We start from the raw sequence: 22,004 nt of genomic DNA, 5'->3' as shown, positions 1-22,004 counted from the left end.
GATGATATTCATGTCGCAGCCGTTCGGGGTCGGAACATCCGCAGTTTCCGCGCCCGGCGACGACGAACTGCTCACCGGAGAGGCCGTCGCCCTCGACGTGCGACCCGCCGGATTCCTGCTGCGCAGCGCCAGCGGGGCCATCGACCTGGTGGCGTACATCCTGCCGCTGATCGCGGCGCTGTGGTTCTACTCGGCCGTGGTCGCCACCGGCGTGGCGTTCGACCCCGCGCTCACCCAGGCGCTCTCCATCGCGCTCACCGTGCTGTTCCTCGTGGTGGCGCCGATCGCGGTGGAGGTCGCCACCGGTGGCCGGTCGCTCGGCCGGCTGGCCGTCGGGGCCCGGATCGTGCGCGACGACGGCGGCGCCATCACGCTCCGGCACTCGATCATCCGCGGCCTGCTCGGCTTCGTCGAGGTGTTCGCCACCCTCGGCGGGCTCGCCTTCATCGTCGCGCTCCTCAACTCGCGCTCGAAGCGCCTCGGCGACCTGCTCGCCGGCACCTACAGCCAGCACGAGCGGGTTCCGGCCCCCAAGCCGTTCCGGCTCGGCGTTCCGCCCGAACTCGCGGCCTGGGCGGTGACGGCCGACGTGGCGAAGCTGCCCGACCGCCTCTCACGACGGCTCGTGGCCTTTCTCACGCAGGCCGAACGGATGTCGCCGGCCACGCGCATCCGGCTCGCCACCGAGCTCGCGTCGGAGGCCGCGCCGTACGTGTCGCCCCTGCCCGACGTTCACCCCGAGGCCTTCCTCGTGGCCGTCGCGGCGCTGCGCCGCGACCGCGAGTACCGCGGCCTGATGATCGAGCGGGAGCGCCTGGCGCGGGTCGCCCCCATTCTCTCGGGCCTGCCGAACGGGTTTCCCGACCGCTGAAGATTTAACTGGTAGTGCCGCTATCGATAGCGTTACTATCGGTACATGCAGATCTCCCAGCTCGTCGACCTGACCGGCACCCCCGCCGCCACGATCAAGTACTACGTGCGCGAGGGCCTGCTCCCCGCCGGAGTTCGGCAGGGCGGCAACCGCACCAGCTACGACGAGTCGCACGTGCACCGGCTGCGGCTCATCCGGGCGATGCTCGAGGTGGGCAAGCTGTCGGTGGGCTCGGTGACCGCCGTGCTGGCCGCCCTCGACGATTCGTCGAAGCCCCTCGCCGAGACCTTCGAGGTGGCTCAGAACGCGCTCTCGCGCGACGCGGTGACCGGGGTGAGCGATCCGTCGCCCGAGAGCCTCGCCCGCACGGACGGCGTCGTCGAGCGTGCCGGCTGGCTGCATTGCGGCGACAACGTGGGGCGGCGGATCGTGGCCCAGACCATCGACGGGTACGCGAAGGCGGGACATCCGCCCACCGACGAGTACCTCGACCAGTACGCCGCCGCGGCATCGACCGTGGCGGCGGCCGACCTCGACGCCGTGGCGGCCATCGCCGACCCGGCCGACCGCACCGAGCTCATGGTCGTGGGCACGGTGCTCGGCGACACACTCTCCCAGGGCCTGCGGCGCATCGCCCAGGCTCACCGCACCGCCGAAAGGATGCCGTCATGACCACCTCCCCCGTCGATTCCGCGCGAGGCGGCCTGGCTCGGGCGTTCGCCTGGCACCGCCCGCTGATGGCGGTGGCCGCGCTGATGGTGGTGTGCAGCGTGGTGTGCGTGGTGGGAGCCATCGTCGACCCCCGGCAGGTGACCGGCGCCGAGGTGTGGCTGAAGCCGCTGAAGTTCTCGCTGTCGATCCTCGTCTACAGCGTCACCTGGGCCTGGCTGATCGCCCAGTTGCCCGAGGGGCGCGGGCGGCTGCGACGGACGGCGCACAGGGCCGGCACCGTGATCGCGGTCGCCCTCGCGGTGGAGCAGGTGGCGATCGTGGGGGCCGCGGCGGCCGGGGTGACGAGTCACTTCAACGTCTCGAACGGTTTCGCGGCGACGGTGTGGGGCACGATGGCCGTGTCGATCACGGTGCTCTACGTCGCGAGCTTCGTGACCACGGCGCTGCTGTTCCGGCTGCGGCTGTCCACCCGCTCGCTCACGGTGGCGGTACGGGCCGGCGCGCTGATCGCGCTCGTGGGCATGGGGCTCGCCTTCCTCATGACGGGGCCGACCGCCGCCCAGCTCGACGACTACCAGGGCATCGTGGGGGCGCACACCGTGGGGCTCGCCGACGGCGGGCCCGGGCTGCCTCTGCTCGGCTGGAGCACCGTGGCCGGCGACCTGCGCATCCCGCACTTCGTGGGCATGCACGCGCTGCAGGTCATCCCCCTCGTGGCCATCGCGCTCGACGCCCTGGGGCGGCGGGGGCGGCGACTCGCCGACGACAGGGTGCGCCTGAGGCTCGTGGTGGTCACCGTGGCGGCCTACGCCGCGACCCTCGCGGTGCTCACGGCGCAGGCGCTGGCCGGGCAGTCGATCGTGCGGCCCGACGCAGGGTTCGCTGCAGCCGGCTGGATCGTGGCCCTCGGCACGGTGGTGGCGTGGGTAGGAGTGCTCGTGCTCGCCGGGCGGCGCTCTGCGCGCCCACCCGCGCTCGCGCCGGAAGCCGTTCCGGCCGAGGCCCGGTCATGAGCACCGGACCGGCGCGGGAACGGTCGGGCAGCTGGACCCCCGCCGCCGTGGTCTACCTCGTGCTGGCGGCGGCCGGACTCGTGGGCACCTGGACCTTCAACATCGTCGCCATCGTCGAACGGCGCGACTTCCTCGGCGAGTGGTTCGGTAGCGGACCCTCGGTGAACTCGCTCGGCGTCGACCTGCTGGTGGTCGCCGTGGCGGCGATCGTGTTCATGGTCGCCGAGGCGAGGCGACTCCGGATGCGCGGCGTCGCCGCATACATCGTGCTCGTGCCACTGGTGGCGTTGGCCTTCGCGTTCCCGCTGTTCCTCTGCGCGCGCGAACGTCGGCTCAGCGCCATGCGGTCGGAAGCGGCATCCGGAGACCCGTCGGACTGACGTTCTGCCGACCCCCGGGTTCAGCGGCTAGTGCTCGATGTAGACGTGCCGCATGACCTGCCAGCCCTGGGGCGCCGAGAAGCGCTCGATGTGGCGGGCGCAGAGGTCGTAGCTGTGCGGCTCGGCCACCGGGCTGAGCGGGCCCACGACGATGAGCGAATCGGCGTAGTCGTAGGTGAGCGTGGTGGTGGCCTCACCGCGGCACGAGGGTCGCGAGCATTCCCGGTTCGTCATCGGTTCAACAGTAGCCGCGGGCATCCGGGGCGGGCCGCAGCCGGGTGCCGTGTCGCACGACTCGTGCGCCGCGCGGCGCGGGCGGCGCGACTCTAGACTGAGGGCATGGCACGTTCCCGCAAGGCCCCGCGTTCGGCGGCCATCCGGGCCCGCACCCGCAGCCGGCACGGCCGCGACCTGCGGTCGTCGGTGGCCGGTCCGCATCTGCCGTTCCTGCGGTCGCGCATCGACCTGTTCGACCAGACCGTCGCCTCCACCGCCGAGTACCTGCGCAGCGTCTGGCCGAACGAGCTCGCCGACGTGCGGTTCGAGGTGGCGACCATGCCGTTCGGGCGCTTCGGGTCTCCCGACCACGTCGACCGCTGGGCGGTGGCGCCGAACCGGGTGATCATGTTCCGCCTGCCGATCGAGCGGATGTCGCGGCTGCACGAGGACGACGAGGTGCACCGGCGGCTCGCGATCGAGTCGTGCGTGTTCCGGGCCGTGGCCGAGCTGCTGGGCAAAGACCCCTGGGACCTCGCGCCGGAGCGCTTCCGCCACCTCTGAGCGGCCACCTGCCCCACGGGCCCGCGAGGAGACGCGCAGCGCCTCAGGGGTAGACGGTGATCGGCGACGCCTCGGCTCCGGGCCGTGCCACAGCGAACGACGAGAGCGCCCCGGCTCCGGCGTAGGTGACGACGGCTCCCACCGGCGACGACGAGGTGACCGTGTACGAACCGGGGTTGACGGCCACCGAGCGCGCACCGGGCACGAACGTCACCGTGTTCGCCGTGCCATCCGCTGCGGTGAGCACCACCTCGGCATCGGCGTCGCTCTGGTTCACGAGGTGCAGGCGCGCGCCGGGCCCGGCGGGAACGGCCACGAAGAAGGGCGAGTCGAGCGTCTCGACCGGCTGGTACCAGGCGAAGTCGGTGGCTCCGTTCACGATGCTCGTGGTGCGGGCACCGGCCACCACGGGCTGATCGCTCGAGATGGTCACCGAGTAGGTGCCGTCGGGGATGTCCTGCAGGGGGAACTCGGTCGCGACGCCGGGGGTGAGGCCCACCTGGTACTCGGTGGAGGTGCCGCCCGTGCGCTCCTCGGCCACGCGGATCGTGACCGACGCCGGGTCGGCGCCGGGCACGAGCATCCGGAGCACGCTCTGCAGGTCGGAGGTGTCGGGCGTGCCGAGCTGTTCGGCGATGGACGACGTGCCGGAGACCTGGATGCCGGCGATGACCTGCTCGGTGGCCGGGCCGGCGGTGGAGCCGGCGAGTTCGACGCCGCCGGGGGCGAGCCCGCGCACCACGCTCTGCTGCAGGGCGGCCGTGACGGCCCCCACCTCGGCCGTGACATGCACCACGGGAGCGGCGAGCTCAGGGGCGAGACCGGCCAGCGACAGAATGCGCGTGGATCGTGCGGGCACGTCGATGTCGTTGGCGCCGGGGGCGTCGATGGCGCCCTGATCGCCGTAGACGGCCAGGTCGACCACCGCGGCGACGTCGCCGGGGTTGCCCAGCACCACGAAGCTGGTGCGGCCCACCGTGGTGGCGCCCGCCACGAGCCAGCTGTCGCTGGTGGCCTCGCCGCACGCGGCGGCGGCGAAGCCCACGAGGTCGCCGTCGGAGACGGACTGCGACTGCGCGGCGGCGAAGAGCACGTCGCCCGAGGCCGCGTCGGCGGGGAGGGCGACGCGCTGGGGTGCGGTGGACTCGGTGAAGGTGCGGTCGTCGGGCGACTGCAGGGGGTTCACGACGAGTGCGACGTCGGGGTTCGAGACGGCCGACGCCACCTGGGGCGAGCCGACACCCGAGATGGCGGTGGCGTCTTGTCCGGTGGCGTCGGAGAGCCTGGCCAGCGGTCCGGCGCACGAGCGCACCTGCTCGGCGGGGGCGGGCTCGACGGTGACGGATGCGGGAGCCGCCGTCACCGAGGGAAGCGGCAGCACGAAGGCGGCTCCCACGGCACTGGCGGCGAGGGCGGCCACCACGACACCGGTGGCGATGCGGGCTCCGGTGGCGACGGCGCGGCGGCCGCCGGAGCGGGGGGCGGCGGGGGTGCGGGCGGGGCGGCGCGTGCGGCGGGCGCCGACACCGAGGCGCTTGGGGCGGGGCGCGGCGGAGGTGGCGGGCTCGGCGGAGGTGGCGGGCTCGGCGGAGGTCGCGGGGGCGTCGGCAGCGTCGGATGCCGGGGGCTCGGCGGACTCGGGGGCTGCGTCGGATGCCGGGGGCTCGGCGGACGCGGCCGGCAGTTCGGGCTCGTTCGGCTCACGGGCATCGGTGGCGGCGGGATCGCCGGTCTCGGCGCGACGGTCGGTGGTGGCGGCGTCACGAGCCGGTGCGGCGTCGGGGTCGAGCCGGCCGGCGGGCTCGGGATCGACGGGTGCGGCGGCGGAGGTGGTGGTGCCGTCGGGGGTGGTGCCGTCGGGGGTGGTGCGGTCGGGGGTGGTGCGGTCGGGGCGGGAGTCATCGGCCATCGGTCGGGTCCTCCTCGGAGTGATGGGTCGGGCGGTCGGGGTCGGGATCGGGACGATCTGCGGCCTCGTCGTGGTCGGCGGCGTCTCGGATGCTCAGCACCGTCTCGTCGTTGGGGTCGTAGTCGGCCAGCGCTGCGTCGTGACCCGGCAGGGGCGCGCCGGCCGGAGCGACGTATCCGGGCGCGAACCGCGACACGGGGCGCTCGGCCGGGCCGCTCGGGTCGGATGCCGGCTCGGGGGTGACCGGTTCAGGGGTGGCCGCCTCGGGGGTGACCGGTTCAGGGGCCGGAGGGGCATCGGTGGGAGCAGCGAAGTACTCCGCGGGGGTCGGTGCTGCCGGAGCCGGGGCCGGTGCCGCCGGGGTCGGTTCCGCGACCGGCGCTGCGGCATGATCGCTGGCCGACATCGGCGACGGGAACTCGGCCCCGGGCTGGTGCTCAGGGGCTGACGACGACTGCGATTGGTCGGCTGTGGGCTCCACCGGAGGCTGCGGCGCTTCGGGTTCGGGTTCCGGCACAGACTCGGGGTCCGACTGGGCCGCTTCGGGAGCGGGGTCGGACGTCACCGGCGCGGCGGGCGTCACGGGAGCGGGGATCACCGGCGTGGGCGCCGTATCGGCATGGGCCGCGGCGAGCTGCTCGTCCGACGTCAGCTGGCCGGCGGGCGCAGGCGGCTCGACGGCGGGCGCGGGGCGGTGGGCCGCGAACTCGGCCGTCGCGTACGATCCGGGGTCGGCTTCCGGGGTGCCCGCACCCTCGGGAGCGTTCGGCACGGTGGGGCGGCCGGTGCCGGCCCACCACGGAGCGTCCACTCCACGGTCTGACGGAGCCTGGCCGGGGGCGGTGGCGTCAGGCGCAGCCGTGGGGGTGGCGGAGGCGGCTGCAGCGGTGGCGGACGAGGCCGCGGCGGACTCGCCGCCACGGGCCGCCGAGTCGGCGGACCGTGCATCCGGAGCCTCGGGACGAGCCTCGACGTAGCGGGCCGCGTACGTTCCCGCGGGGGTGGTGACGTCGGTGGCGGCGCTGTCGGGGTGGGTGTCCTGCGGGCGTCCGCCCACGACACCCGCCGCTCCGGCAGCGGCGGCGAGACCGGCGGCGGAAGCCTGGCCGGCGGCGCCCGACGGGGAGCCTCCGGATCCCGCCCGCGCTGACTCGGCGGCGCGCGATGGAGCCGCGCCACCCGGCCGTGCAGGGGTCTCGTCGACCTCGAGCGCCTCGGGCTCCTCGCCCACGGCGAGCCGGTCGTCGTACTCCGAGTGCTTGTCCTCGGCGATCTCCTCCTCGACGGAGTCGACCGCTCCCACGTGCGCCGTGGTGCTGACGGCCCGGTTGCCCTGCACCTGCAGGCGGCCGGCAGGGAGGGCCAGGAGGAGTGCCACGCCGAACACGAACGCCTGCACGATCAGCACGAGCACGCCCATCGGGGTGCCGGTGTTGCCGGGGTTCGGCGCCGGAAGCGTCGCGATGACGTCATCGCCCGCCACCTGCCAGAGCGAGCCGGCGAAGGTGTTGCCGATGAAGGTGAACTGCGCGTTGCTGTTCAAGGCGTTCGTGGTGCGCGAGGTGATGTCGCCCGCGGCGGCGCCCTGCTCGTCGGCGGTCGCCGGAGCGAGCAGGACGAACTCGACGCCCAGCTCGGTGAGGCGGCTCGACACGTCGGCGCCGCTGATCGAGGCCGCATTGCCCACGACGTCGGCCAGGTCGGTCGCGGCCTCGGTCTCGGCCTCCGTGGAGCCGTCGACGGAGCCGCCGAGCGCCTCGGTGGCCGCCAGCGTCGACTGCTGATCCAGCGTCTCCCCCGGGCCGTGGACGACGGATGCGCCGAGCCCGCCGTCGCCCTGCGGTGCGAGGACGAGTGTGCCCACCCGGGGATTGTTCGACGCCTCGGCCGTGACGTAGGCCGGCAGTCGTCGCCCGTCGCCTCCGGCGACCTCGGCCGTACCGAGCAGCACCCCGAGGGCCGACGGAAGCACGATCACGGCCACGGCGGCCGTGGCCACCACGGCCGGCAGCGCGGCGAGCCGCGGCAGGGCGGAGAGTCCGAGAACGGCGGCGCCCACGAGTCCGAGCCAGTAGAGGCTCAGGCCCGAGCCCGGCCAGATGGTGACCGACTGCGAGCCGGTGGTCGCCAGTGCCAGCTGCTGCGAGCCGACGGCCGTGGCGAATCCGAGGATCGCGATGATCACCGCGACGACGGCGCGGTACGAACCCGGCAGGAAGAGTGCGGCCAGTGCGACCAGCGCCAGCGGAACGACGAGGATGCCGAGGACCAGCAGCACCAGGGAGGTGTCGATGCCCACCCCGCCCGCGATGCTCTCCCAGCCGCCGAGGCCGGTGCGCGGCAGCCCGATCAGCAGGTCGACCACCGGAACAGTGGGCCGCCACACGGGAAGGCCGGGGTCGGCGAGCAGCGCCAGCGGCGTTCCGCGCTGGAACTGGTTCCAGATGAGCGGTGCGAACAGCGCCAGGGCCGGCAGGGGGATGCCGAGCAGCCGGGCGACGTCGCGACGGCTGGCGACGGTGGCGATCAGCCAGATCACGATCAGCGCGGGCCAGAGCGACGGAGCCACCGCCAGCACGGCGGCGAAGAGGATGGACGCGATGGCCGAGGCCGACCACGACTTGGGCGCGGCGAGCCCCGCGAGCACGAGCCACGGCAGCAGCAGGTGCGCGAGCACGGCACCGATCTGCCCGGCGTCGAGCGCGCCGAGGAACGACGGCGCGAGAACCCAGAGCACGGCCGCCGCGGTGCGGAGAACGGGCCGGTCGGTCAGTCGCGCCGCGCAGAACCAGGCGGCCAGTGCCGCCAGCGGCAACGCCACCAGGTAGAGGCAGACGATGGCGAACGACGGCGACCAGAACGTGATGCTGCCGAGAACGGCCAGCACGGCGGCGAACGGATCGGCCGCGCCCACGAAACCGAGACCGAGATCGCGGAATCCGGTGCCGATCTCCGACCAGAGTCCGCCCACGGTGGTGCCGAGCGGCAGCGCGCCCCCGCCGGTGATGGCGGCCGCCCCGAACACGGGGAGGAACACCACGAACCCGATCAGCGCCACCACGAGCACCGTCGCGACCCCGCCGCTGGAGATGAACTGGATGCGGTCGCGTTCGCCCCGCAGGTAGGTGAGCGCGATCTCGCGCTGCAGCGACCGGCGGCGGCGGATCTCGTCGCCTGGCATCCTGAGCGGTGCGATGGCCCGCCAGCCGACCCGGCGCGAGGCCTTCAGCCGTCGGCGGGCCGCGCCGATGTGCGAGCCGAAAGCCGTCTTGAACGCGGCCGCGAACTCGCCGCCGATGGCCCCCGGCTGCTTGCGCACGAGCTGGAAGAGCGAGCGCGCCACCGCCAGCGGCACAAGCGAGAGCCAGTGGAACACCACGGCGAAGGAGGGCGCGTAGACGAGCCGGCGGTGCAGCTGCGCCGCGCGGCGGGCGGTCTGCCGGCGTCGGCGCGCCGAGCCCTTGATCGAGCGACCCGGCCCGGCGAGCCCGTCGCCGTCGGTGGCCACCCGGGAGGCGGGGACGGCCATCACGCGGTGACCGGCCAGCCTGATCCGGATGCCGAAGTCGAGTCCGTTGTCGGCCGTCGGCAGAGCGGGGTCGAAGCCGCCCACCTCGTTCCAGACGGTGTGGCGCACGAGCAGACCGGCGGCCCCCATCGCGAGAACGTCGCTCATCCGGTCGTGCTGAGCCTGATCGAGCTCGGTCTCCACGAGCGGAACGCTGGCGCCCGTACTGGTGACGGTCTCGCCGAACTCGCTGATGTAGTCGGGGTCGTCCCACTCCATCTGCTTGGGCCCGGCGGCGGCGACGGAGGGGTTCACCTCGACGGCGGCGAGCAGGGCGGCCAGCGCATCCGGCTCGGGGGCGGTGTCGTGGGCGAGCAGCCACAGCCATTCGTTCTCGTCGTTCGGGGGCGGAGCGACGCCGAGGGCGTGGGCCACCGCGGTGCCGAAGCTGAGCCGACTGGAGGCCTGGATGAAGCGGGTGGGATGCGCGGCCGCGAGCAGCGCCGACGTCGCGTCGGTCGAGGCGCAGTCCACCACCACCAGCGCATCGGGTGCACGGGTCTGGGCCGCGATCGCAGCGAGGGTTCGCGGAAGGTGTTCGGCTCCGTTGGAGGAGACGAGGACGGCAGTGACTCGGGCTTGCATCGGGACGACTCTAAGCGGCGGCCCGGATGAACCCGGCCGCCCCTGTCGGCGTGCCGTTTTCTTATGAATCGCGTGTGAGACGCGAAAAAAGGGGAGCGACCTGCGCTCCCCTCACCTCACAGCACGAGGCCGTGCAGCCTCACACCGCGCGCTTGCGCAGCTTTCGCCGTTCGCGCTCACTCAGGCCGCCCCAGATGCCGAAGCGCTCATCGTTCGCCAGCGCGTAGTCGAGGCACTGGGCCTTGACCTCGCACGAGGTGCAGATGCGCTTGGCATCGCGGGTGGAGCCGCCCTTCTCGGGGAAGAACGCCTCAGGATCGGTCTGTGCGCAGAGCGAATCCGCCTGCCAGGCGAGCTGGTTCTCTTCTGTTTCTTCGACCCGGGGCTTGCGCACTCCCGGGACACCCAGCTGAACCGGATCGACGAACCAGTCGTCGGGAACGCCGGGGCGATAATCTGATACGGCCATATCACGCTCCACCCTCTGAACTCGTTGCGACCTGCCGAAAACCCCGTCGACTAATTACACCCGTGTAGTTCGCTCCCGTCAAGTCGCAGATGGTAAACCCTCAACCAGGCATCGAGTGTTGCGACACCGGGCGTGTCGTGCCGGATCACCGGCAGAACTAGACATTTCTCGCGATTCGTCGATAACCTGCCACCATGCTGAAGAAGGTCGCCCTCATCGCCATCCCGGGCGTCGCCCCGTTCGAGTTCGGCACCGTCTGCGAGGTCTTCGGCATCGACCGCACGAACCACGGCGGCCCGGCCTTCGAGTTCACCATCGTGGCGGCCGAGCCCGGTCCCGTGCGCACGAGCCTCGGCTACGACATGATCATCGAGAACGGTCTCGAGGCCGCCGCCGAGGCCGATCTGATCGCCGTGCCCGCCCACGAGATCGACGCCGACGTGCATCCCGAGGTGGTGCGGGTGCTCCGCGAGGCGGCCGATCGCGGCGCCTGGATCCTGAGCATCTGCAGCGGCGCGTTCACCCTGGCCAAGGCGGGCCTGCTCTCGGGCCGCACCGCCACCACGCACTGGATGCACGCCGAACGCCTGGCGCGGGAGTTCCCCGACGTGGCGGTCGACCCCGACGTGCTGTTCGTGGAGGACGGGAGGATCATCACCGGCGCGGGCACCGCATCCGGGATCGACGCGTGCCTGCACCTCATCCGCAAGGAACTGGGCGCCTCGGCTGCGAACGTGGTGGCGCGCCGCATGGTGGTGCCGCCGCAGCGCTCGGGCGGGCAGTCGCAGTACATCGCCACGCCCATCCCCGAGTGCAGCAGCGACTCGTTCGGCGAGGTGACCGCCTGGATGCTGGCGAACCTCGACCAGGAGCTCACGGTCGACGAGCTGGCCAAGCGGGCCTTGATGTCACCGCGCACCTTCGCTCGCCGGTTCAAGGCCGACACCGGCACCACCCCGGGAGCCTGGCTCAACCGGCAGCGGCTGCTGCGCGCTCAGCAGCTGCTCGAGGAGAGCAACAACGGCCTCGACGTGGTGGCGGCCGACAGCGGGTTCGGCACGGCCGCTGTGATGCGGCACCACTTCGCCAAGACGCTCGACACCACTCCGGCGGCGTACCGGCGGGCATTTTCGGTGCGCGCCAGCGCCTGACGCGCAGCTCGGACGGCGAGCCGCTCAGGGCAGCTCGGCGGCCGGCGCGCCCGGCGCCGCGAGGAACACCGTGCCCGTGCCCGTGAATTGCAGCGCCCCCTCGTCGGGCGTGATGAACACCGCGTCGCCGCGCGAGAGCCGATGCGATCCGACCCCGGAACCCGAGCCTGCAGCCGACCCCGACACCGTCACCGACCCCGCTGTGCAGATGCCGATCGCGGCCCCCAGCGGGCTGAACCCCACCGACGGCGCGGCCGAGGGCCGGTCGATCCCGACGTCGATCTGCGCGAGCACGAAGTCGGGCACCGACGGGGTGAACACCGACAATCCCGGCACCGGATGCGTCGGCACCAGATACGGCACCGGCAACGGGTCGAAGTCGAGCACCTCGAGAAGCTCCGGCACGTCGACGTGCTTGGGCGTCAGCCCACCCCGGAGCACGTTGTCGCTGGCCGCCATGAGCTCCACGCCGAGACCGGAGAGGTAGGCGTGGATGTTGCCGGCCGGCAGGTACAGCGCCTGCCCCTTGGCGAGCGTCACCCGGTTCAGCAGCAGCGAGATCACGATGCCGGGGTCGCCCGGGTACTCCTCGTTGAGGCGCACGACCGTCTCCAGCGACGGCGTGTACGGGTCGGTGAGGTGCGCGTGCGCCGGGTGCAGTGCCTTCTCGGCCGTGCGCACGAGATGGCCCACCAGCACGGGCACCTCCTCACCGCCCCCGAGCAGGTACTCCACCACCGAGCGCAGGATGTCGGCATCCGACTCCCCCACCGTCACCGAGTCCTCCAGCAGGTGCACGATCGGGCCGTAGAGCTCCCAGCGCGGAGCGGCCTGCGAGCCGTCGATCATCACGAGCAGGTCGATGATCTGACGCACCTCGACGAGCGGCCGGAACCCGCAGAGCGCGTCGTACCTCTCGCTCAGCGCCACCACGAGCTCGGGTTTGTGCAGCGGGTCTTTGTAGTTGCGGCTCGGCGAGTCCAGCGGCACCCCGGCCTCGTTCTCGCGGGCGAAGCCCTCGCGGGCGCGCTCCAGAGTGGGGTGCGCCTGCAACGAGAGCGGATGCGCGGCGGCCAGGATCTTCAGCAGGTACGGAAGCGGCCCGCGTCGCCCCACGATGCGGGTGGGGTCGCTCGCGATCCACGCCTCGAGATCGTCGTGCCCGTCGGTGAGCGAGGTGTCCAGGATGCGCGCCGGGCTGCCGGGGTGGGCGCCGAGCCAGAGCTCCGCCTGCGGCTCGCCCGTCTCCTCGGTGCCCAGCAGCTCGGGGATGGCCGTGACCGACCCCCAGGCGTAGTCGCGGGGGGTGTTGGTGATCGGTACGAACATCGTTGCTGCTCCACATCACGGTCGTTATCACACGACCTACAAGCCGCGGTCGGCGGCCAACGGGCCCTTTAGACAAAACTACCAAGCGCCCGCCACGGCCCGAGCACGCCCGAATAGGCTCGGCCCGTCGGAGTGACGCCCGCCGCGCGGGAGCGCGAGACGGAGCGTGGCCCGGCGCAGGAACCACCATCACGCACGCAACGGAGCACAGATGACCTTCGAGCCACTCGCCAGCGACCTCTACGCCTACGCGAACCTTCTCAGCCCCGAGGAGCAGGAGGCGCTCGGCGCCCTGCGCGGGTACCTCGAGTCAGAGGTGAAGCCGATCGTGAACGGGCACTGGGAGGCCGCGACCTTCCCGCACGAGATCGTGAAGGGGCTCGCCGCCCACGGCGTGTACAGCTACGCGTGGGACGAGACGAAGCCGTTCGAGAACTCGGCCGTGTTCCGCGGCTTCGTGGCGCTCGAGCTCGCTCGCGTCGACGCGAGCGTCGCCACCCTGGTGGGTGTGCAGAACGGCCTGGCCATGGGATCGATCAGCGTCACCGGCTCGCCCGAGCAGCGCGCCGAGTGGCTGCCCAGGATGGCCTCGGGCGAGGTGGTGGGAGCCTTCGGCCTCACCGAGCCCACCTCCGGCTCCGACTCGGCGCAGGGCCTGCGCACGGTGGCCACCCGCGACGGCGACGACTGGGTGCTGAACGGCTCCAAGCGCTGGATCGGCAACGCGACATTCAGCGACATCACCGTCATCTGGGCGAAGGATGCGGCCGACGGCCAGGTCAAGGGCTTCATCGTGCCCACCGACACCCCCGGTTACACGGCCACCAAGATTGAGGGCAAGCAGAGCCTGCGCATCGTGCAGAACGCCGACATCACGCTCGACGACGTGCGGATTCCCGAGAGCCTGCGGCTGCAGAACGCCAACTCGTTCCGCGACACGGCGAAGGTGCTGCGACTCACCCGCGCCGAGGTGGCCTGGGCGGCCGTCGGCAACTCGGTCGGCGCCTACGAGGCGGCGCTTCGCTACACGAAGGAGCGCGTGCAGTTCGGCAAGCCCATCGCGAGTCACCAGCTCATCCAGGATCTGCTCGTGAAGAGCATCGGCAACATCACGGCGAGCCTCGGGATGGTGGTGCGGGTGTCGCAGATGCTCGACGACGGCACGCAGCGCGACGAGCACTCGGCCCTGGCGAAGGCGTACACCACAGCCCGGATGCGCGAGACCGTCGCCTGGTGCCGCGAAGCGCTCGGCGGCAACGGCATCGTGCTGGAGTACGACGTCGCCCGCCACTTCGCCGACGCCGAGGCGCTCTACTCCTACGAGGGCACCCGCGAGATGAACACGCTCATCGTGGGGCGCAGCCTCACGGGCTTCGCCGCGTTCGTGTGACGGCGCGGGCAGCGTCGGGCCGGTGGGCGCCCGACCGGCACGCGGCCGGGCGGGCGAGAAAGTAGGCTTCTGCCCATGCGATATCCGACCGACGCCGTCACGCGGTCGCTCGCCGTGCTCATCGTCTTCACGGCGTTCGCGGGCGAGTTCTGGCGCGATCTGATCAGCTGGTGGGGCTACCTCGCGGTGGCCCTCGTGCTGACCACGGCGGCCGCGGTGGTGCTGACCCGGCGTGGGCTGTGGCGACGGCTGGCCCCGCGCCGGATGCCGCGCACGCTGCTGCTGTTCGGCATCCTGCTCGTCGCGTCGCTCGCCTGGTCGTTCTACCCCGGCGCCACGGTGCTGGGTCTCCTCGCTCAGGTGGCGACCACCCTCGGCGCCCTGTTCCTGGTGGCGGCGCTCAGCTGGCCCCAGCTCGTGGCCGCTGCGGCGACGGCACTGAACTGGATCCTCGGCCTCTCCCTGGTGTTCGAGCTGATCGTGGCGGTGTTCGTGCGGCACCCGGTGCTGCCCTTCTTCACCGACTACTCCGGGCAGAAAGTGCCCGACGCGTTCTACTGGTCGCAGGCCGACCTCTTCCACGGCGGCCCCATCCAGGGCATCGTGGGCAACCGCAACCTGCTCGCCTTCGTGGCGGTTCTGGCCCTCGTGCTCGTGGGCATGCAGCTGGCGCAGAAACTGCGGCGGCCCCGGCCGGCCATCGCCTGGCTGGTGATCGCCGTGCTCGTGCTCGGCCTCACCCGCTCGGCCACGGCCATCGGCGCCCTGCTGATCACCGCCGCGATGCTCGGCGTGCTGCTGCTCGCCCGCCGGGTCGGCCCCGGCCGCCGGGTGTGGCTGCTCGTGGGCGTGGTGGGCGTGACCGCACTGGCCGCTGTGCTGGTGAACACGTTCTGGTCGGCCATCCTGTCGCTCTTCGGCAAGTCGGACGACCTCACCGGTCGGCTCGACATCTGGAGCGCGGTGTCGACGCTCGCCGCCCAACGGCCCGTGTTCGGCTGGGGCTGGGTGAGCTACTGGGTGCCCTGGGTGGAGCCCTTCGACGACCTCGCCGTGCGCAAGGGCGTCACGTACCTGCAGGCCCATGACGCGTGGCTGGATGTCTGGCTGCAGGTGGGCATCGTGGGGCTCGTGGTCTTCGCCGCCTTCGTGCTGGCGACCGCCTACCGCAGCTGGTGGTTCGCCGTCGACCATCCGCTCGACGAACGCGGCCGGCCGCTGCCCCGCGTGGCGATCACCCTGGTGCCGGCGCTGCTGCTCACGGCCCTGCTCGCGCAGAGCGTCGTGGAGAGCCGGCTGCTGGTGGAGGGCGGCTGGCTGCTGCTCATCGTGATCGGCGTGAAGACCAAGCTCGACCTCGGAGCCGTGGCCCAGGACCTCGGCGCCGATCCGCCCCGGCTGGAGCGGGTACCCGCCGCCGGATCCGGGCGGCGATGACCGCCGAGGCCCGGCATCCGCATCACCCGGTGGCGGTGACGCTCACCTTCTTCGGCCAGACGCGGTTCGCCAAGGCCCTCACCGTCGCCATCCTCGGCACCGCGTTCCTCTCGCACGCGCTGAGGTCGACCGTGGGTTGGCCCGGGCTCGTCGCCGTCGTGGCCACCCTCGTGGTGTTCGCCGCACTGTCGTTCGCCGGGCGATGGCGGCAACTCGACTGGCACGGCCTGCTGCCGGTGTCGCTGCTGGTCTTCCTGGCCTGGTGCGTGCTGACGCTCTTGTGGAGCAAGTATCTGCCGTCGACGGTGTCTGGGCTGCTGTACCTGCTGGCGTATGCCTTCCTGGGCATCTACGTGGCCGTGGTGCGCGACCTGATCCAGATCGTGCGGGCGCTCGGCGACGTGCTCCGCCTCGTGCTGACGCTGTCGCTCGCGATCGAGGTGCTGGCGGGCATCCTGCTCGACCTGCCCATCCGGTTTCTCGGGGTGACCGGCTCGCTCGCGGCCGGCGGGCCGATCCAGGGTGTGCTCGGCACCCGCAACATGCTCGGCTTCGTGGCACTGATCGCGCTGGTGACCTTCGTGATCGAGCTCGCCACCCGGTCGGTGGGGCGCGGCACCGGGTACTTCGGCGTGGCGGTCGCCGTGCTCGCCATCGTGTTCTCGGGTTCGCCCGTCACGGTGGGCGTGGCCGTGGTGACGGCGGTGGCGGTGCTGGTGCTCGCGGCGCTGCGCCGCGCGGCGCCCGAGACGCGGCGGGGCTGGCACTACGTGCTGCTGGCGCTCGGCCTGCTGTCGCTCGTGGTGGGCTTCCTCGTGCGCGGTCGCATCCTGGAGATCCTCTCCACCCGGCGCGAGTTCACCTACCGCCTCGAGATCTGGCGGGAGCTCTGGCGGCTGATCGACCTCAACCCCCTCGAGGGCTGGGGCTGGACCGGGTTCTGGCGCTCGAACGTGTCGCCGTTCTTCGCGCTCGACGTGATCGGCAACCGTGCCCACACCTCCGCCCTGAACGCCTACTTCGACGTGTACTTCCAGACCGGGCTGATCGGGCTGGCCGCGTTCGTGGTGCTCGTCGCCCTCACCTTCGGGAGGGCCTGGGTGCTGGCGGCGGCGCGCAGGAGCATCGTGTACGTCTGGATCGCGCTGGTGATGGTGGTGCTCGTGGTCACCAGCACCGCCGAGAGCGCCGTGCTGGTGGAGTACGGCTGGCTGCTGCTGGTGATCTGCTCGGTGAAAGCCGCGCGCGACCTGAGCTGGCGCCGCAACCTCCGGCGGGCCGACGAACCGGTGCCCGCCCCTCGAGAGGAGACGACCTCGCCGTGACGCTCGACATCATGATGCCGTTCTGGGGCCGCTTCGACCACTTCCGCGAGGCGGTGGGCAGCGTGCTCGCCCAGACCGACCCCGACTGGCGCCTCGTGATCGTCGACGACGTCTACCCCGATCCCGAACCGGGCCGCTGGGCCGCCGCCATCGACGACCCGCGGGTGCACTACCGCCGCAACGCGGTGAACCTCGGGGTGGGCGGCAACTTCCGCGAGTGCGTCGGCCTGATCGAGAACGACCGCGCCGTGCTGATGGGCTGCGACGACCGGATGCACCCGGGCTACGTCGCCCGGGTGGCCGCCCTCGTGGCCGCGCACCCCGAGGCCTCCATCGTGCAGCCCGGGGTGGAGGTGATCGACGCCGACGGCGCGCCGCACCGCCCGCTGGCCGACCGGGTGAAGGGCGTCATCCGGCCCCGCGGGGCGAAGCCGGAGCTGCTGACCGGCGAGCGTCTCGCCACCAGCCTGCTCACCGGCAACTGGGCCTACTTCCCGTCGCTGGTGTGGCGGGCCGACGACCTGCGACGGTTCGGGTTCCGCCCGGGCTACGAGGTGGTGCAGGACCTGCAGCTGCTGCTGGACATCGTGTTCGACGACGGTTCGCTGCTGCTGGACGACGAGGTGTGCTTCTCCTACCGCCGGCACGCCGCGAGCGTCTCGGCCGTGACCGGGCCCGACGGCGCGAAGTTCGCCGAGGAGCGGGCCCTGTTCGCCGAGGCGGCGGAACGCGCGCGGCGGCACGGCTGGCCGAGGGCGGCGCGGGCGGCCCGGCTGCACGCCACCTCGCGCCTCAACGCGGTGAGCGAGCTGCCGGCGGCCCTCCGCGCGCACGACCCCGCGGGGCGGCGCGCCCTGCTGCGCCACCTCCTGCGCTAGGCGCGCGAGCGGCGCCAGGCCTCGAGAACCGCGCGGGCGAGCATGCGCCGGGCGCGCAGGATGGTGCCGAGGCCCCGGATGCCGAGCGGGGTCTGGTTCGAGTCGTGCAGGCGGCGTTCCACCACGTCCTGCTCCAGGTGCCGGATGCTCCCCCGCACGTTGCCCGTGATGGCGATCCACACGTCGTGCGACTCGGTGATGAATGCCGGGATCGGCAGCACGCCGCCGGCGACGACCTCGCGGCGGAACCCCATCGCGCAGCCGAAGTACGGTCGGTAGCCCACCATGATCGCGAACAGGTTCGCGAGGTGCCGCGTGGAGGTGCTCGCGCGCAGGGGCGGGTACCAGAGGCGCTTGCCGGCCTGGCCGAGGATGGAGTGGTTCCCGGCCACCACGAGCGCGTCGTCGAGCCCGGCGATCATCGCCTCGTGGCGGCCCGGGGTCCACACGTCGTCCTGGTCGGAGAGGAAGACGAACCGCCCGCGGGCCCGGCGGATCGCGGTCTCGAAGGCCCGCACGTAGCCGACGTTCTCGTTCGTGGAGGTGAGGAACACCCGCGACTCGTTCAGGCGGGCGACGGTCTGCACGATCACCGCGGCCGTGTCGTCGGGCGAGCTGTCGTCGACGATCACCAGCTCGTCGTCGGGCCCCAGTTGCGCCACGATCGACTCGATCTGCTCGGCGACGTAGGCCGAACCCTTGTAGGTGGCCATGCAGACGCTGGCCCGGATGTCGCGGCCGGTCATGCCTCGACTCCGGCCTGCCGGCCTGCGCGGCGCAGGGTGACGAGGTGGATGGCGAGCCCCGCGAGCGGCCCGAGCCCGAGGGCCAGAACCGTCCGCAGCTCCGTACCGGCCTCGCCCTCGAAGGGCAGCAGCAGGATGACGACGGCGAGCGCCGTTGCCGCCAGCCATCCGAGCGAGAACGAGCGGTGCTTCTCCAACGCGAGGCAGAGCGCGCCCGTGAGCGTGAGCAGCGCCAGCATGGCGGCCGCGAGCACGAGCCCGCCGATCGCCCAGCCGCTCACGACGTAGTCGGGCGGGTACACCAGCAGGATCAGCCAGGGGCCGAGAAGATAGCCGAGCACGGCCCCCACCACCGCGATCAGGGCGATCAGCCGGGCGATCGGGAACAACGTCTTCAGCCCCGCCGAGCGGTTGTTCACGAAGTGCGCGATCGCCACGCCCTGGTAGGCGTTCAACGGGATGAGGAGCGGCGCGCGGGTGAACGTGACCGCCACCAGCAGAGGAGCGGCGGCGATGTACTCGGCCCGCGTCGAGGTGATCGTGAGGATGACAGGGAACCCGACCACGAGCACGGCGCTGGATCCCGACGCGAGGCAGGCGTGACCCACCCGCCTCAGGAAATCACCGAGCCCCACGTCGCTGCGGGCACGGGCCGCCCGGCGCAGGGTGGGCGAGAACAGCAACCCGATCAACCAGGTCACCGAGGCGATGCTGGCGGCGACTGCGAAACCGGCCACCGTGGCGGCCACGAGGGCGGCGCCCCCGACGAGCACGAATCGCAGGACCGAGTCGCCGATGACGAGGCGCGCGAAGGTTCCCCATTCGAGCCGTCCGCCGAGGATGCCCACGATGGTCGCGTGTCCGGAGAACAGTGCCACCGAACAGCTGAGCGGCGCCGCCAGCCACGCGTTGTCGGGACTGAGGAACACGATCGGGGCCCACCACAGGCTCGTGGCCCACAGCAGCACGCCCACCGCGACGCCGAGCACCAGGCCGACGGCGAGCATCCGGGGCTCACGGCGCTCGCTCTCGGCGGCCACGATACGGTCGCTCGCGTGCACCGCGCGGGTGGTCTCCGACGACAGGCCGCCCAGGATGCCGAACCACGCGAACAAGAACGACCAGAACGCCAGGAAGACTCCCGTGGCCGCCTTGTCGAGCACGTTCGGCACGATCAGGATGACCGCGAAACCAACGCCCGCCGAGATGAGCGAGGCCACCCCGACGCCCACGAACGAGCGCCGGCCGATGGTGGCTCGGGCCTGGTCGGTCATAGCGTGCAAGCATAGTAGTCGCGTCCGGCGGACCCCCGGGAGCGGAACGGAGCCCAGTGCCTGAGGTCGTCGTGGCCGTCATCACCGCCTACTCCCCCGGCCCCCGGCTGGTCGACCTGGTGCGGAGCCTCACCCCTCAGGTGGGCCGGGTGATCGTGGTCGACGACGGCAGTCCGGCGGGCGCGGGCGAGACGCGCCAGGCCCTGGCCGACGCCGAGGAGGCGGGCGCCACGGTGGTTCGGCACGGCTCCAACCGCGGCATCGCGGCGGCCCTCAACACCGGCATCGCCGCCGCCCGCGCCGTCGAGGGCGCCCGTCACGTGGTCACCTTCGATCAGGATTCCTCGGTCGAGGACGGTCTCGTCGGAGCCCTGCTGTCCACCCGCGACGCCGCCCGCGGAGCCGGCATCCCCGCCGGTCTCGCCGCCCCGGAACGCGTGGCAGGACTGCCCGACCTGACGGTGCGCTCCCAGCGCGGCATCCTCGTGGGCCGCACCCCCATCCAGTCGGGCCTGCTGGTGCCCTTCGACACGCTCGACCGCATCGGCGGCTTCGCCGAGGAGCTGTTCATCGACGGCGTCGACACCGACTTCGCGCTGCGCGCCGCCGGAGCCGGCCTCGCGGTGGTGCACGCCAGAGGAACCGAGCTCGGGCACAGCCTGGGCAGCGGCCACGAGGTCACCGTGCTCGGACGGCCGCTCAGCCTCACCCACAGCGCCCCGTTCCGCTACTACTACCTGCTGCGCAACCGGGTGCTGCTGAACCGCCGGCGCCACCGCTACGCGGGCTACCGGGCCGGCCGCGAGACGCTCGCAGACCTCCGCCACCTGGCCGTGGTGACGCTCTTCGTGCCCGGCCGCGGTCGCCGGTTGCGGGCGGCGCTGGCCGGCCTGCGTGACGGCTGGGCGGGCCGCACGGGCCGCATCCCGGCCGCCGTCGAGGCGCGCCTGAGGGGCTGAGGGCCCCCGGCCGCTCCCCCGCCCGCTCCCGGGTTCGGGCAGGCCCCGGCGCTATGATGGGGGCCATGCCGACCGCCCTCGAACGCACGCTGATCGTCATGCCTGCGTACAACGAGGAGGAGGCCGTCGCCGCCGTGGTGCGCGAGGTCTTCGAGAAGGTGCCCGGCGTCGCCGTGCTGGTGGTCGACGACGGATCGCGGGACTCCACCGCGCGCGAGGCCGCAGCCGCCGGCGCCACGGTGCTGCAACTGCCCATCAATCTGGGAGTGGGCGGCGCCATGCGGGCCGGCTTCAAGTACGCCCTCGCCAAGGGCTTCGACAACGTGGTGCAGGTCGACTCCGACGGCCAGCACGACCCGGCCGGCATCGCCACCCTGGTGGAGCAGCTCGGCAGCCACGACCTCGTGCTCGGCGCCCGGTTCGCCGGAGTGGGCGACTACGCGGTGCGAGGCCCCCGGCAGTGGGCGATGCGGGTTCTCTCGGGCATCCTGAGCGGTCTCACCAAGACCACGCTCACCGACACCACCTCGGGCTTCCGCGCCAGCGGGCCCCGGGCGGTGGCGCTGTTCGCCCAGCACTACCCCTCGGAGTACCTCGGCGACACCGTGGAGTCGCTCGTGATCGCCTCGCGGGCGAAGCTCACGGTCGGCCAGGTGCCGGTGGCGATGCGGCCCCGCGCGGGCGGCGTGCCCTCGCACAACCCGTACAAGGCCGCCGTCTACCTCGGCCGCGCCGGCATGGCGCTGTTCGTGGCCCTCATCCGCCCTCCGGTCACGTTCACCGAGCCGGCTCCCGCGATCGTGGCGGCGTCGTGACGGTCGCGAGCTACATCCTCGGCATCGTCTCGGCGCTGATCGTGCTGGGCGTGGTGATCGAGTCGCTGCGCCGGCACCACCTGCGCGAACGGCATGCCGTGTGGTGGCTGTTCGCGGGCATCGTGGCGCTCGTGCTGGGCGTCTTCCCCGACGTGCTCGGCTGGGCCGCGGGCCTGGTGGGCGTCACGGTGCCGACGAACCTGGTCTTCTTCCTCAGCATCGCGGTGCTGTTCCTCGTGTCCATCCAGCACTCCGGCGAGCTGACCGAGCTCGAGAGCGAGACCCGCACGCTCGCCGAGTCGGTCGCCCTGCAGGATCTGCGCATCCGGGAGCTGGAGAGATCGCTCGCCGAGGCGATCGACGGCCCGCACGCCCGAGGCAGCGCTTCCGCCCGAAACAGCGCAGACGCCACCGCCGGCGCGAAGCGCGACGCCCGAAGGAATCAATGACCCA

20 protein-coding genes are annotated in these 22,004 nt (G+C 72.4%); 13 read left to right on the top strand and 7 right to left on the bottom strand.

Going from position 1 to position 22,004, the window contains the following annotated elements; translation table 11 throughout:
* Positions 1 to 10 precede the first annotated feature (10 nt).
* The 4 genes from ACEXOR_RS16675 to ACEXOR_RS16660 are packed head-to-tail and all read left to right on the top strand — an operon-like array spanning position 11 to position 2,936.
* Complete coding sequence (locus ACEXOR_RS16675; RefSeq protein ID WP_374850861.1) at positions 11 to 871, top strand: RDD family protein; 861 nt, start codon at positions 11 to 13, stop codon at positions 869 to 871.
* Between the two features lie 45 nt (positions 872 to 916).
* Entirely contained in the window at positions 917 to 1,543 is a 627-nt protein-coding gene (locus tag ACEXOR_RS16670) for a MerR family transcriptional regulator (RefSeq protein WP_374850860.1), read from the top strand.
* Entirely contained in the window at positions 1,540 to 2,556 is a 1,017-nt protein-coding gene (locus tag ACEXOR_RS16665; RefSeq protein ID WP_374850859.1) for a hypothetical protein, read from the top strand. The genes ACEXOR_RS16670 and ACEXOR_RS16665 overlap by 4 nt, the downstream gene beginning before the upstream one ends.
* Complete coding sequence (locus ACEXOR_RS16660) at positions 2,553 to 2,936, top strand: DUF2834 domain-containing protein (protein WP_374850858.1); 384 nt, start codon at positions 2,553 to 2,555, stop codon at positions 2,934 to 2,936. Before ACEXOR_RS16665 ends, ACEXOR_RS16660 begins: the two co-directional genes overlap by 4 nt.
* Before the next feature lie 27 nt (positions 2,937 to 2,963).
* Here the strand turns inward: ACEXOR_RS16660 and ACEXOR_RS16655 are convergent, their stop codons facing one another.
* Positions 2,964 to 3,170: a DUF3499 family protein gene (locus ACEXOR_RS16655; RefSeq protein ID WP_374850857.1), complete on the bottom strand. Its 207-nt coding sequence runs from the start codon at positions 3,168 to 3,170 to the stop codon at positions 2,964 to 2,966.
* A gap of 105 nt (positions 3,171 to 3,275) precedes the next feature.
* On the opposite strand from ACEXOR_RS16655, the gene ACEXOR_RS16650 reads away from it, so the two are divergent.
* Complete coding sequence (locus ACEXOR_RS16650; protein ID WP_374850856.1) at positions 3,276 to 3,716, top strand: metallopeptidase family protein; 441 nt, start codon at positions 3,276 to 3,278, stop codon at positions 3,714 to 3,716.
* A 43-nt stretch (positions 3,717 to 3,759) separates the two neighbouring features.
* On the opposite strand, the gene ACEXOR_RS16645 is transcribed toward ACEXOR_RS16650, so the two are convergent.
* From ACEXOR_RS16645 to ACEXOR_RS16635, 3 genes are all read right to left on the bottom strand, one after another.
* Positions 3,760 to 5,625: a DUF5719 family protein gene (locus tag ACEXOR_RS16645; protein ID WP_374850855.1), complete on the bottom strand. Its 1,866-nt coding sequence runs from the start codon at positions 5,623 to 5,625 to the stop codon at positions 3,760 to 3,762.
* Positions 5,615 to 9,778, bottom strand: a complete 4,164-nt coding sequence (locus tag ACEXOR_RS16640) for a glycosyltransferase (RefSeq protein ID WP_374850854.1) — start codon at positions 9,776 to 9,778, stop codon at positions 5,615 to 5,617. Before ACEXOR_RS16640 ends, ACEXOR_RS16645 begins: the two co-directional genes overlap by 11 nt.
* A gap of 139 nt (positions 9,779 to 9,917) precedes the next feature.
* On the bottom strand, positions 9,918 to 10,247 hold the full coding sequence (locus tag ACEXOR_RS16635; RefSeq protein WP_374850853.1) for a WhiB family transcriptional regulator: 330 nt from the start codon (positions 10,245 to 10,247) through the stop codon (positions 9,918 to 9,920).
* Positions 10,248 to 10,441: 194 nt separating this feature from the next.
* Here ACEXOR_RS16635 and ACEXOR_RS16630 point away from each other — a divergent pair, with 194 nt between their 5' ends.
* A complete protein-coding gene (locus ACEXOR_RS16630) occupies positions 10,442 to 11,398 on the top strand; it encodes a GlxA family transcriptional regulator (protein ID WP_374850852.1) in 957 nt (318 codons plus the stop codon).
* 24 nt (positions 11,399 to 11,422) lie between these two features.
* Here ACEXOR_RS16630 and manA read toward each other — a convergent pair whose 3' ends face one another.
* Positions 11,423 to 12,727, bottom strand: a complete 1,305-nt coding sequence (gene manA / locus ACEXOR_RS16625) for a mannose-6-phosphate isomerase, class I (protein WP_374850851.1) — start codon at positions 12,725 to 12,727, stop codon at positions 11,423 to 11,425.
* Positions 12,728 to 12,938: 211 nt separating this feature from the next.
* Between manA and ACEXOR_RS16620 the strand changes: the two genes are divergently transcribed.
* The 4 genes from ACEXOR_RS16620 (at position 12,939) to ACEXOR_RS16605 (ending at position 17,757) form a co-directional block, all read left to right on the top strand.
* Positions 12,939 to 14,117 (top strand): acyl-CoA dehydrogenase family protein, encoded by a 1,179-nt coding sequence (locus ACEXOR_RS16620; protein ID WP_374850850.1) that lies wholly within the window; start codon positions 12,939 to 12,941, stop codon positions 14,115 to 14,117.
* Between the two features lie 75 nt (positions 14,118 to 14,192).
* A complete protein-coding gene (locus tag ACEXOR_RS16615) occupies positions 14,193 to 15,554 on the top strand; it encodes an O-antigen ligase family protein (protein WP_374850849.1) in 1,362 nt (453 codons plus the stop codon).
* A complete protein-coding gene (locus ACEXOR_RS16610) occupies positions 15,551 to 16,879 on the top strand; it encodes an O-antigen ligase family protein (RefSeq protein ID WP_374850848.1) in 1,329 nt (442 codons plus the stop codon). The genes ACEXOR_RS16615 and ACEXOR_RS16610 overlap by 4 nt, the downstream gene beginning before the upstream one ends.
* On the top strand, positions 16,876 to 17,757 hold the full coding sequence (locus ACEXOR_RS16605; RefSeq protein ID WP_374850847.1) for a glycosyltransferase: 882 nt from the start codon (positions 16,876 to 16,878) through the stop codon (positions 17,755 to 17,757). Before ACEXOR_RS16610 ends, ACEXOR_RS16605 begins: the two co-directional genes overlap by 4 nt.
* Here the strand turns inward: ACEXOR_RS16605 and ACEXOR_RS16600 are convergent.
* Entirely contained in the window at positions 17,754 to 18,503 is a 750-nt protein-coding gene (locus ACEXOR_RS16600) for a glycosyltransferase (RefSeq protein WP_374850846.1), read from the bottom strand. The two genes, ACEXOR_RS16605 and ACEXOR_RS16600, sit on opposite strands and share 4 nt — an antisense overlap.
* Positions 18,500 to 19,777 (bottom strand): lipopolysaccharide biosynthesis protein, encoded by a 1,278-nt coding sequence (locus ACEXOR_RS16595; protein WP_374850845.1) that lies wholly within the window; start codon positions 19,775 to 19,777, stop codon positions 18,500 to 18,502. The genes ACEXOR_RS16600 and ACEXOR_RS16595 overlap by 4 nt, the downstream gene beginning before the upstream one ends.
* A gap of 56 nt (positions 19,778 to 19,833) precedes the next feature.
* Here ACEXOR_RS16595 and ACEXOR_RS16590 point away from each other — a divergent pair, with 56 nt between their 5' ends.
* From ACEXOR_RS16590 to ACEXOR_RS16580, 3 genes are all read left to right on the top strand, one after another.
* Positions 19,834 to 20,736: a glycosyltransferase gene (locus ACEXOR_RS16590; RefSeq protein WP_374850844.1), complete on the top strand. Its 903-nt coding sequence runs from the start codon at positions 19,834 to 19,836 to the stop codon at positions 20,734 to 20,736.
* 65 nt (positions 20,737 to 20,801) lie between these two features.
* A complete protein-coding gene (locus ACEXOR_RS16585; RefSeq protein WP_374850843.1) occupies positions 20,802 to 21,551 on the top strand; it encodes a glycosyltransferase family 2 protein in 750 nt (249 codons plus the stop codon).
* Complete coding sequence (locus ACEXOR_RS16580; protein WP_374850842.1) at positions 21,548 to 22,000, top strand: DUF2304 domain-containing protein; 453 nt, start codon at positions 21,548 to 21,550, stop codon at positions 21,998 to 22,000. Before ACEXOR_RS16585 ends, ACEXOR_RS16580 begins: the two co-directional genes overlap by 4 nt.
* The last annotated feature ends 4 nt before the right edge of the window (positions 22,001 to 22,004 follow it).

Origin of the sequence: Herbiconiux liangxiaofengii (genome assembly GCF_041927335.1) — a bacterium.
Taxonomy (GTDB): Bacteria; Actinomycetota; Actinomycetes; order Actinomycetales; family Microbacteriaceae; genus Herbiconiux; species Herbiconiux liangxiaofengii.
The sequence above is the reverse complement of the archived record's forward strand: the minus strand, read 5'-3'. Positions and strand labels throughout refer to the sequence as shown.

Excerpts from the sequence above, each read along its gene's own strand:
- ACEXOR_RS16675 (WP_374850861.1), top strand. The coding sequence starts at position 11 with ATGTCGCAGCCGTTCGGGGTCGGAACATCCGCAGTTTCCGCGCCCGGC.
- ACEXOR_RS16670 (WP_374850860.1), top strand. The coding sequence starts at position 917 with ATGCAGATCTCCCAGCTCGTCGACCTGACCGGCACCCCCGCCGCCACG.
- ACEXOR_RS16665 (WP_374850859.1), top strand. The coding sequence starts at position 1,540 with ATGACCACCTCCCCCGTCGATTCCGCGCGAGGCGGCCTGGCTCGGGCG.
- ACEXOR_RS16660 (WP_374850858.1), top strand. The coding sequence starts at position 2,553 with ATGAGCACCGGACCGGCGCGGGAACGGTCGGGCAGCTGGACCCCCGCC.
- ACEXOR_RS16655 (WP_374850857.1), bottom strand. The coding sequence starts at position 3,170 with ATGACGAACCGGGAATGCTCGCGACCCTCGTGCCGCGGTGAGGCCACC.
- ACEXOR_RS16650 (WP_374850856.1), top strand. The coding sequence starts at position 3,276 with ATGGCACGTTCCCGCAAGGCCCCGCGTTCGGCGGCCATCCGGGCCCGC.
- ACEXOR_RS16645 (WP_374850855.1), bottom strand. The coding sequence starts at position 5,625 with ATGGCCGATGACTCCCGCCCCGACCGCACCACCCCCGACCGCACCACC.
- ACEXOR_RS16640 (WP_374850854.1), bottom strand. The coding sequence starts at position 9,778 with ATGCAAGCCCGAGTCACTGCCGTCCTCGTCTCCTCCAACGGAGCCGAA.
- ACEXOR_RS16635 (WP_374850853.1), bottom strand. The coding sequence starts at position 10,247 with ATGGCCGTATCAGATTATCGCCCCGGCGTTCCCGACGACTGGTTCGTC.
- ACEXOR_RS16630 (WP_374850852.1), top strand. The coding sequence starts at position 10,442 with ATGCTGAAGAAGGTCGCCCTCATCGCCATCCCGGGCGTCGCCCCGTTC.
- manA (WP_374850851.1), bottom strand. The coding sequence starts at position 12,727 with ATGTTCGTACCGATCACCAACACCCCCCGCGACTACGCCTGGGGGTCG.
- ACEXOR_RS16620 (WP_374850850.1), top strand. The coding sequence starts at position 12,939 with ATGACCTTCGAGCCACTCGCCAGCGACCTCTACGCCTACGCGAACCTT.
- ACEXOR_RS16615 (WP_374850849.1), top strand. The coding sequence starts at position 14,193 with ATGCGATATCCGACCGACGCCGTCACGCGGTCGCTCGCCGTGCTCATC.
- ACEXOR_RS16610 (WP_374850848.1), top strand. The coding sequence starts at position 15,551 with ATGACCGCCGAGGCCCGGCATCCGCATCACCCGGTGGCGGTGACGCTC.
- ACEXOR_RS16600 (WP_374850846.1), bottom strand. The coding sequence starts at position 18,503 with ATGACCGGCCGCGACATCCGGGCCAGCGTCTGCATGGCCACCTACAAG.
- ACEXOR_RS16595 (WP_374850845.1), bottom strand. The coding sequence starts at position 19,777 with ATGACCGACCAGGCCCGAGCCACCATCGGCCGGCGCTCGTTCGTGGGC.
- ACEXOR_RS16585 (WP_374850843.1), top strand. The coding sequence starts at position 20,802 with ATGCCGACCGCCCTCGAACGCACGCTGATCGTCATGCCTGCGTACAAC.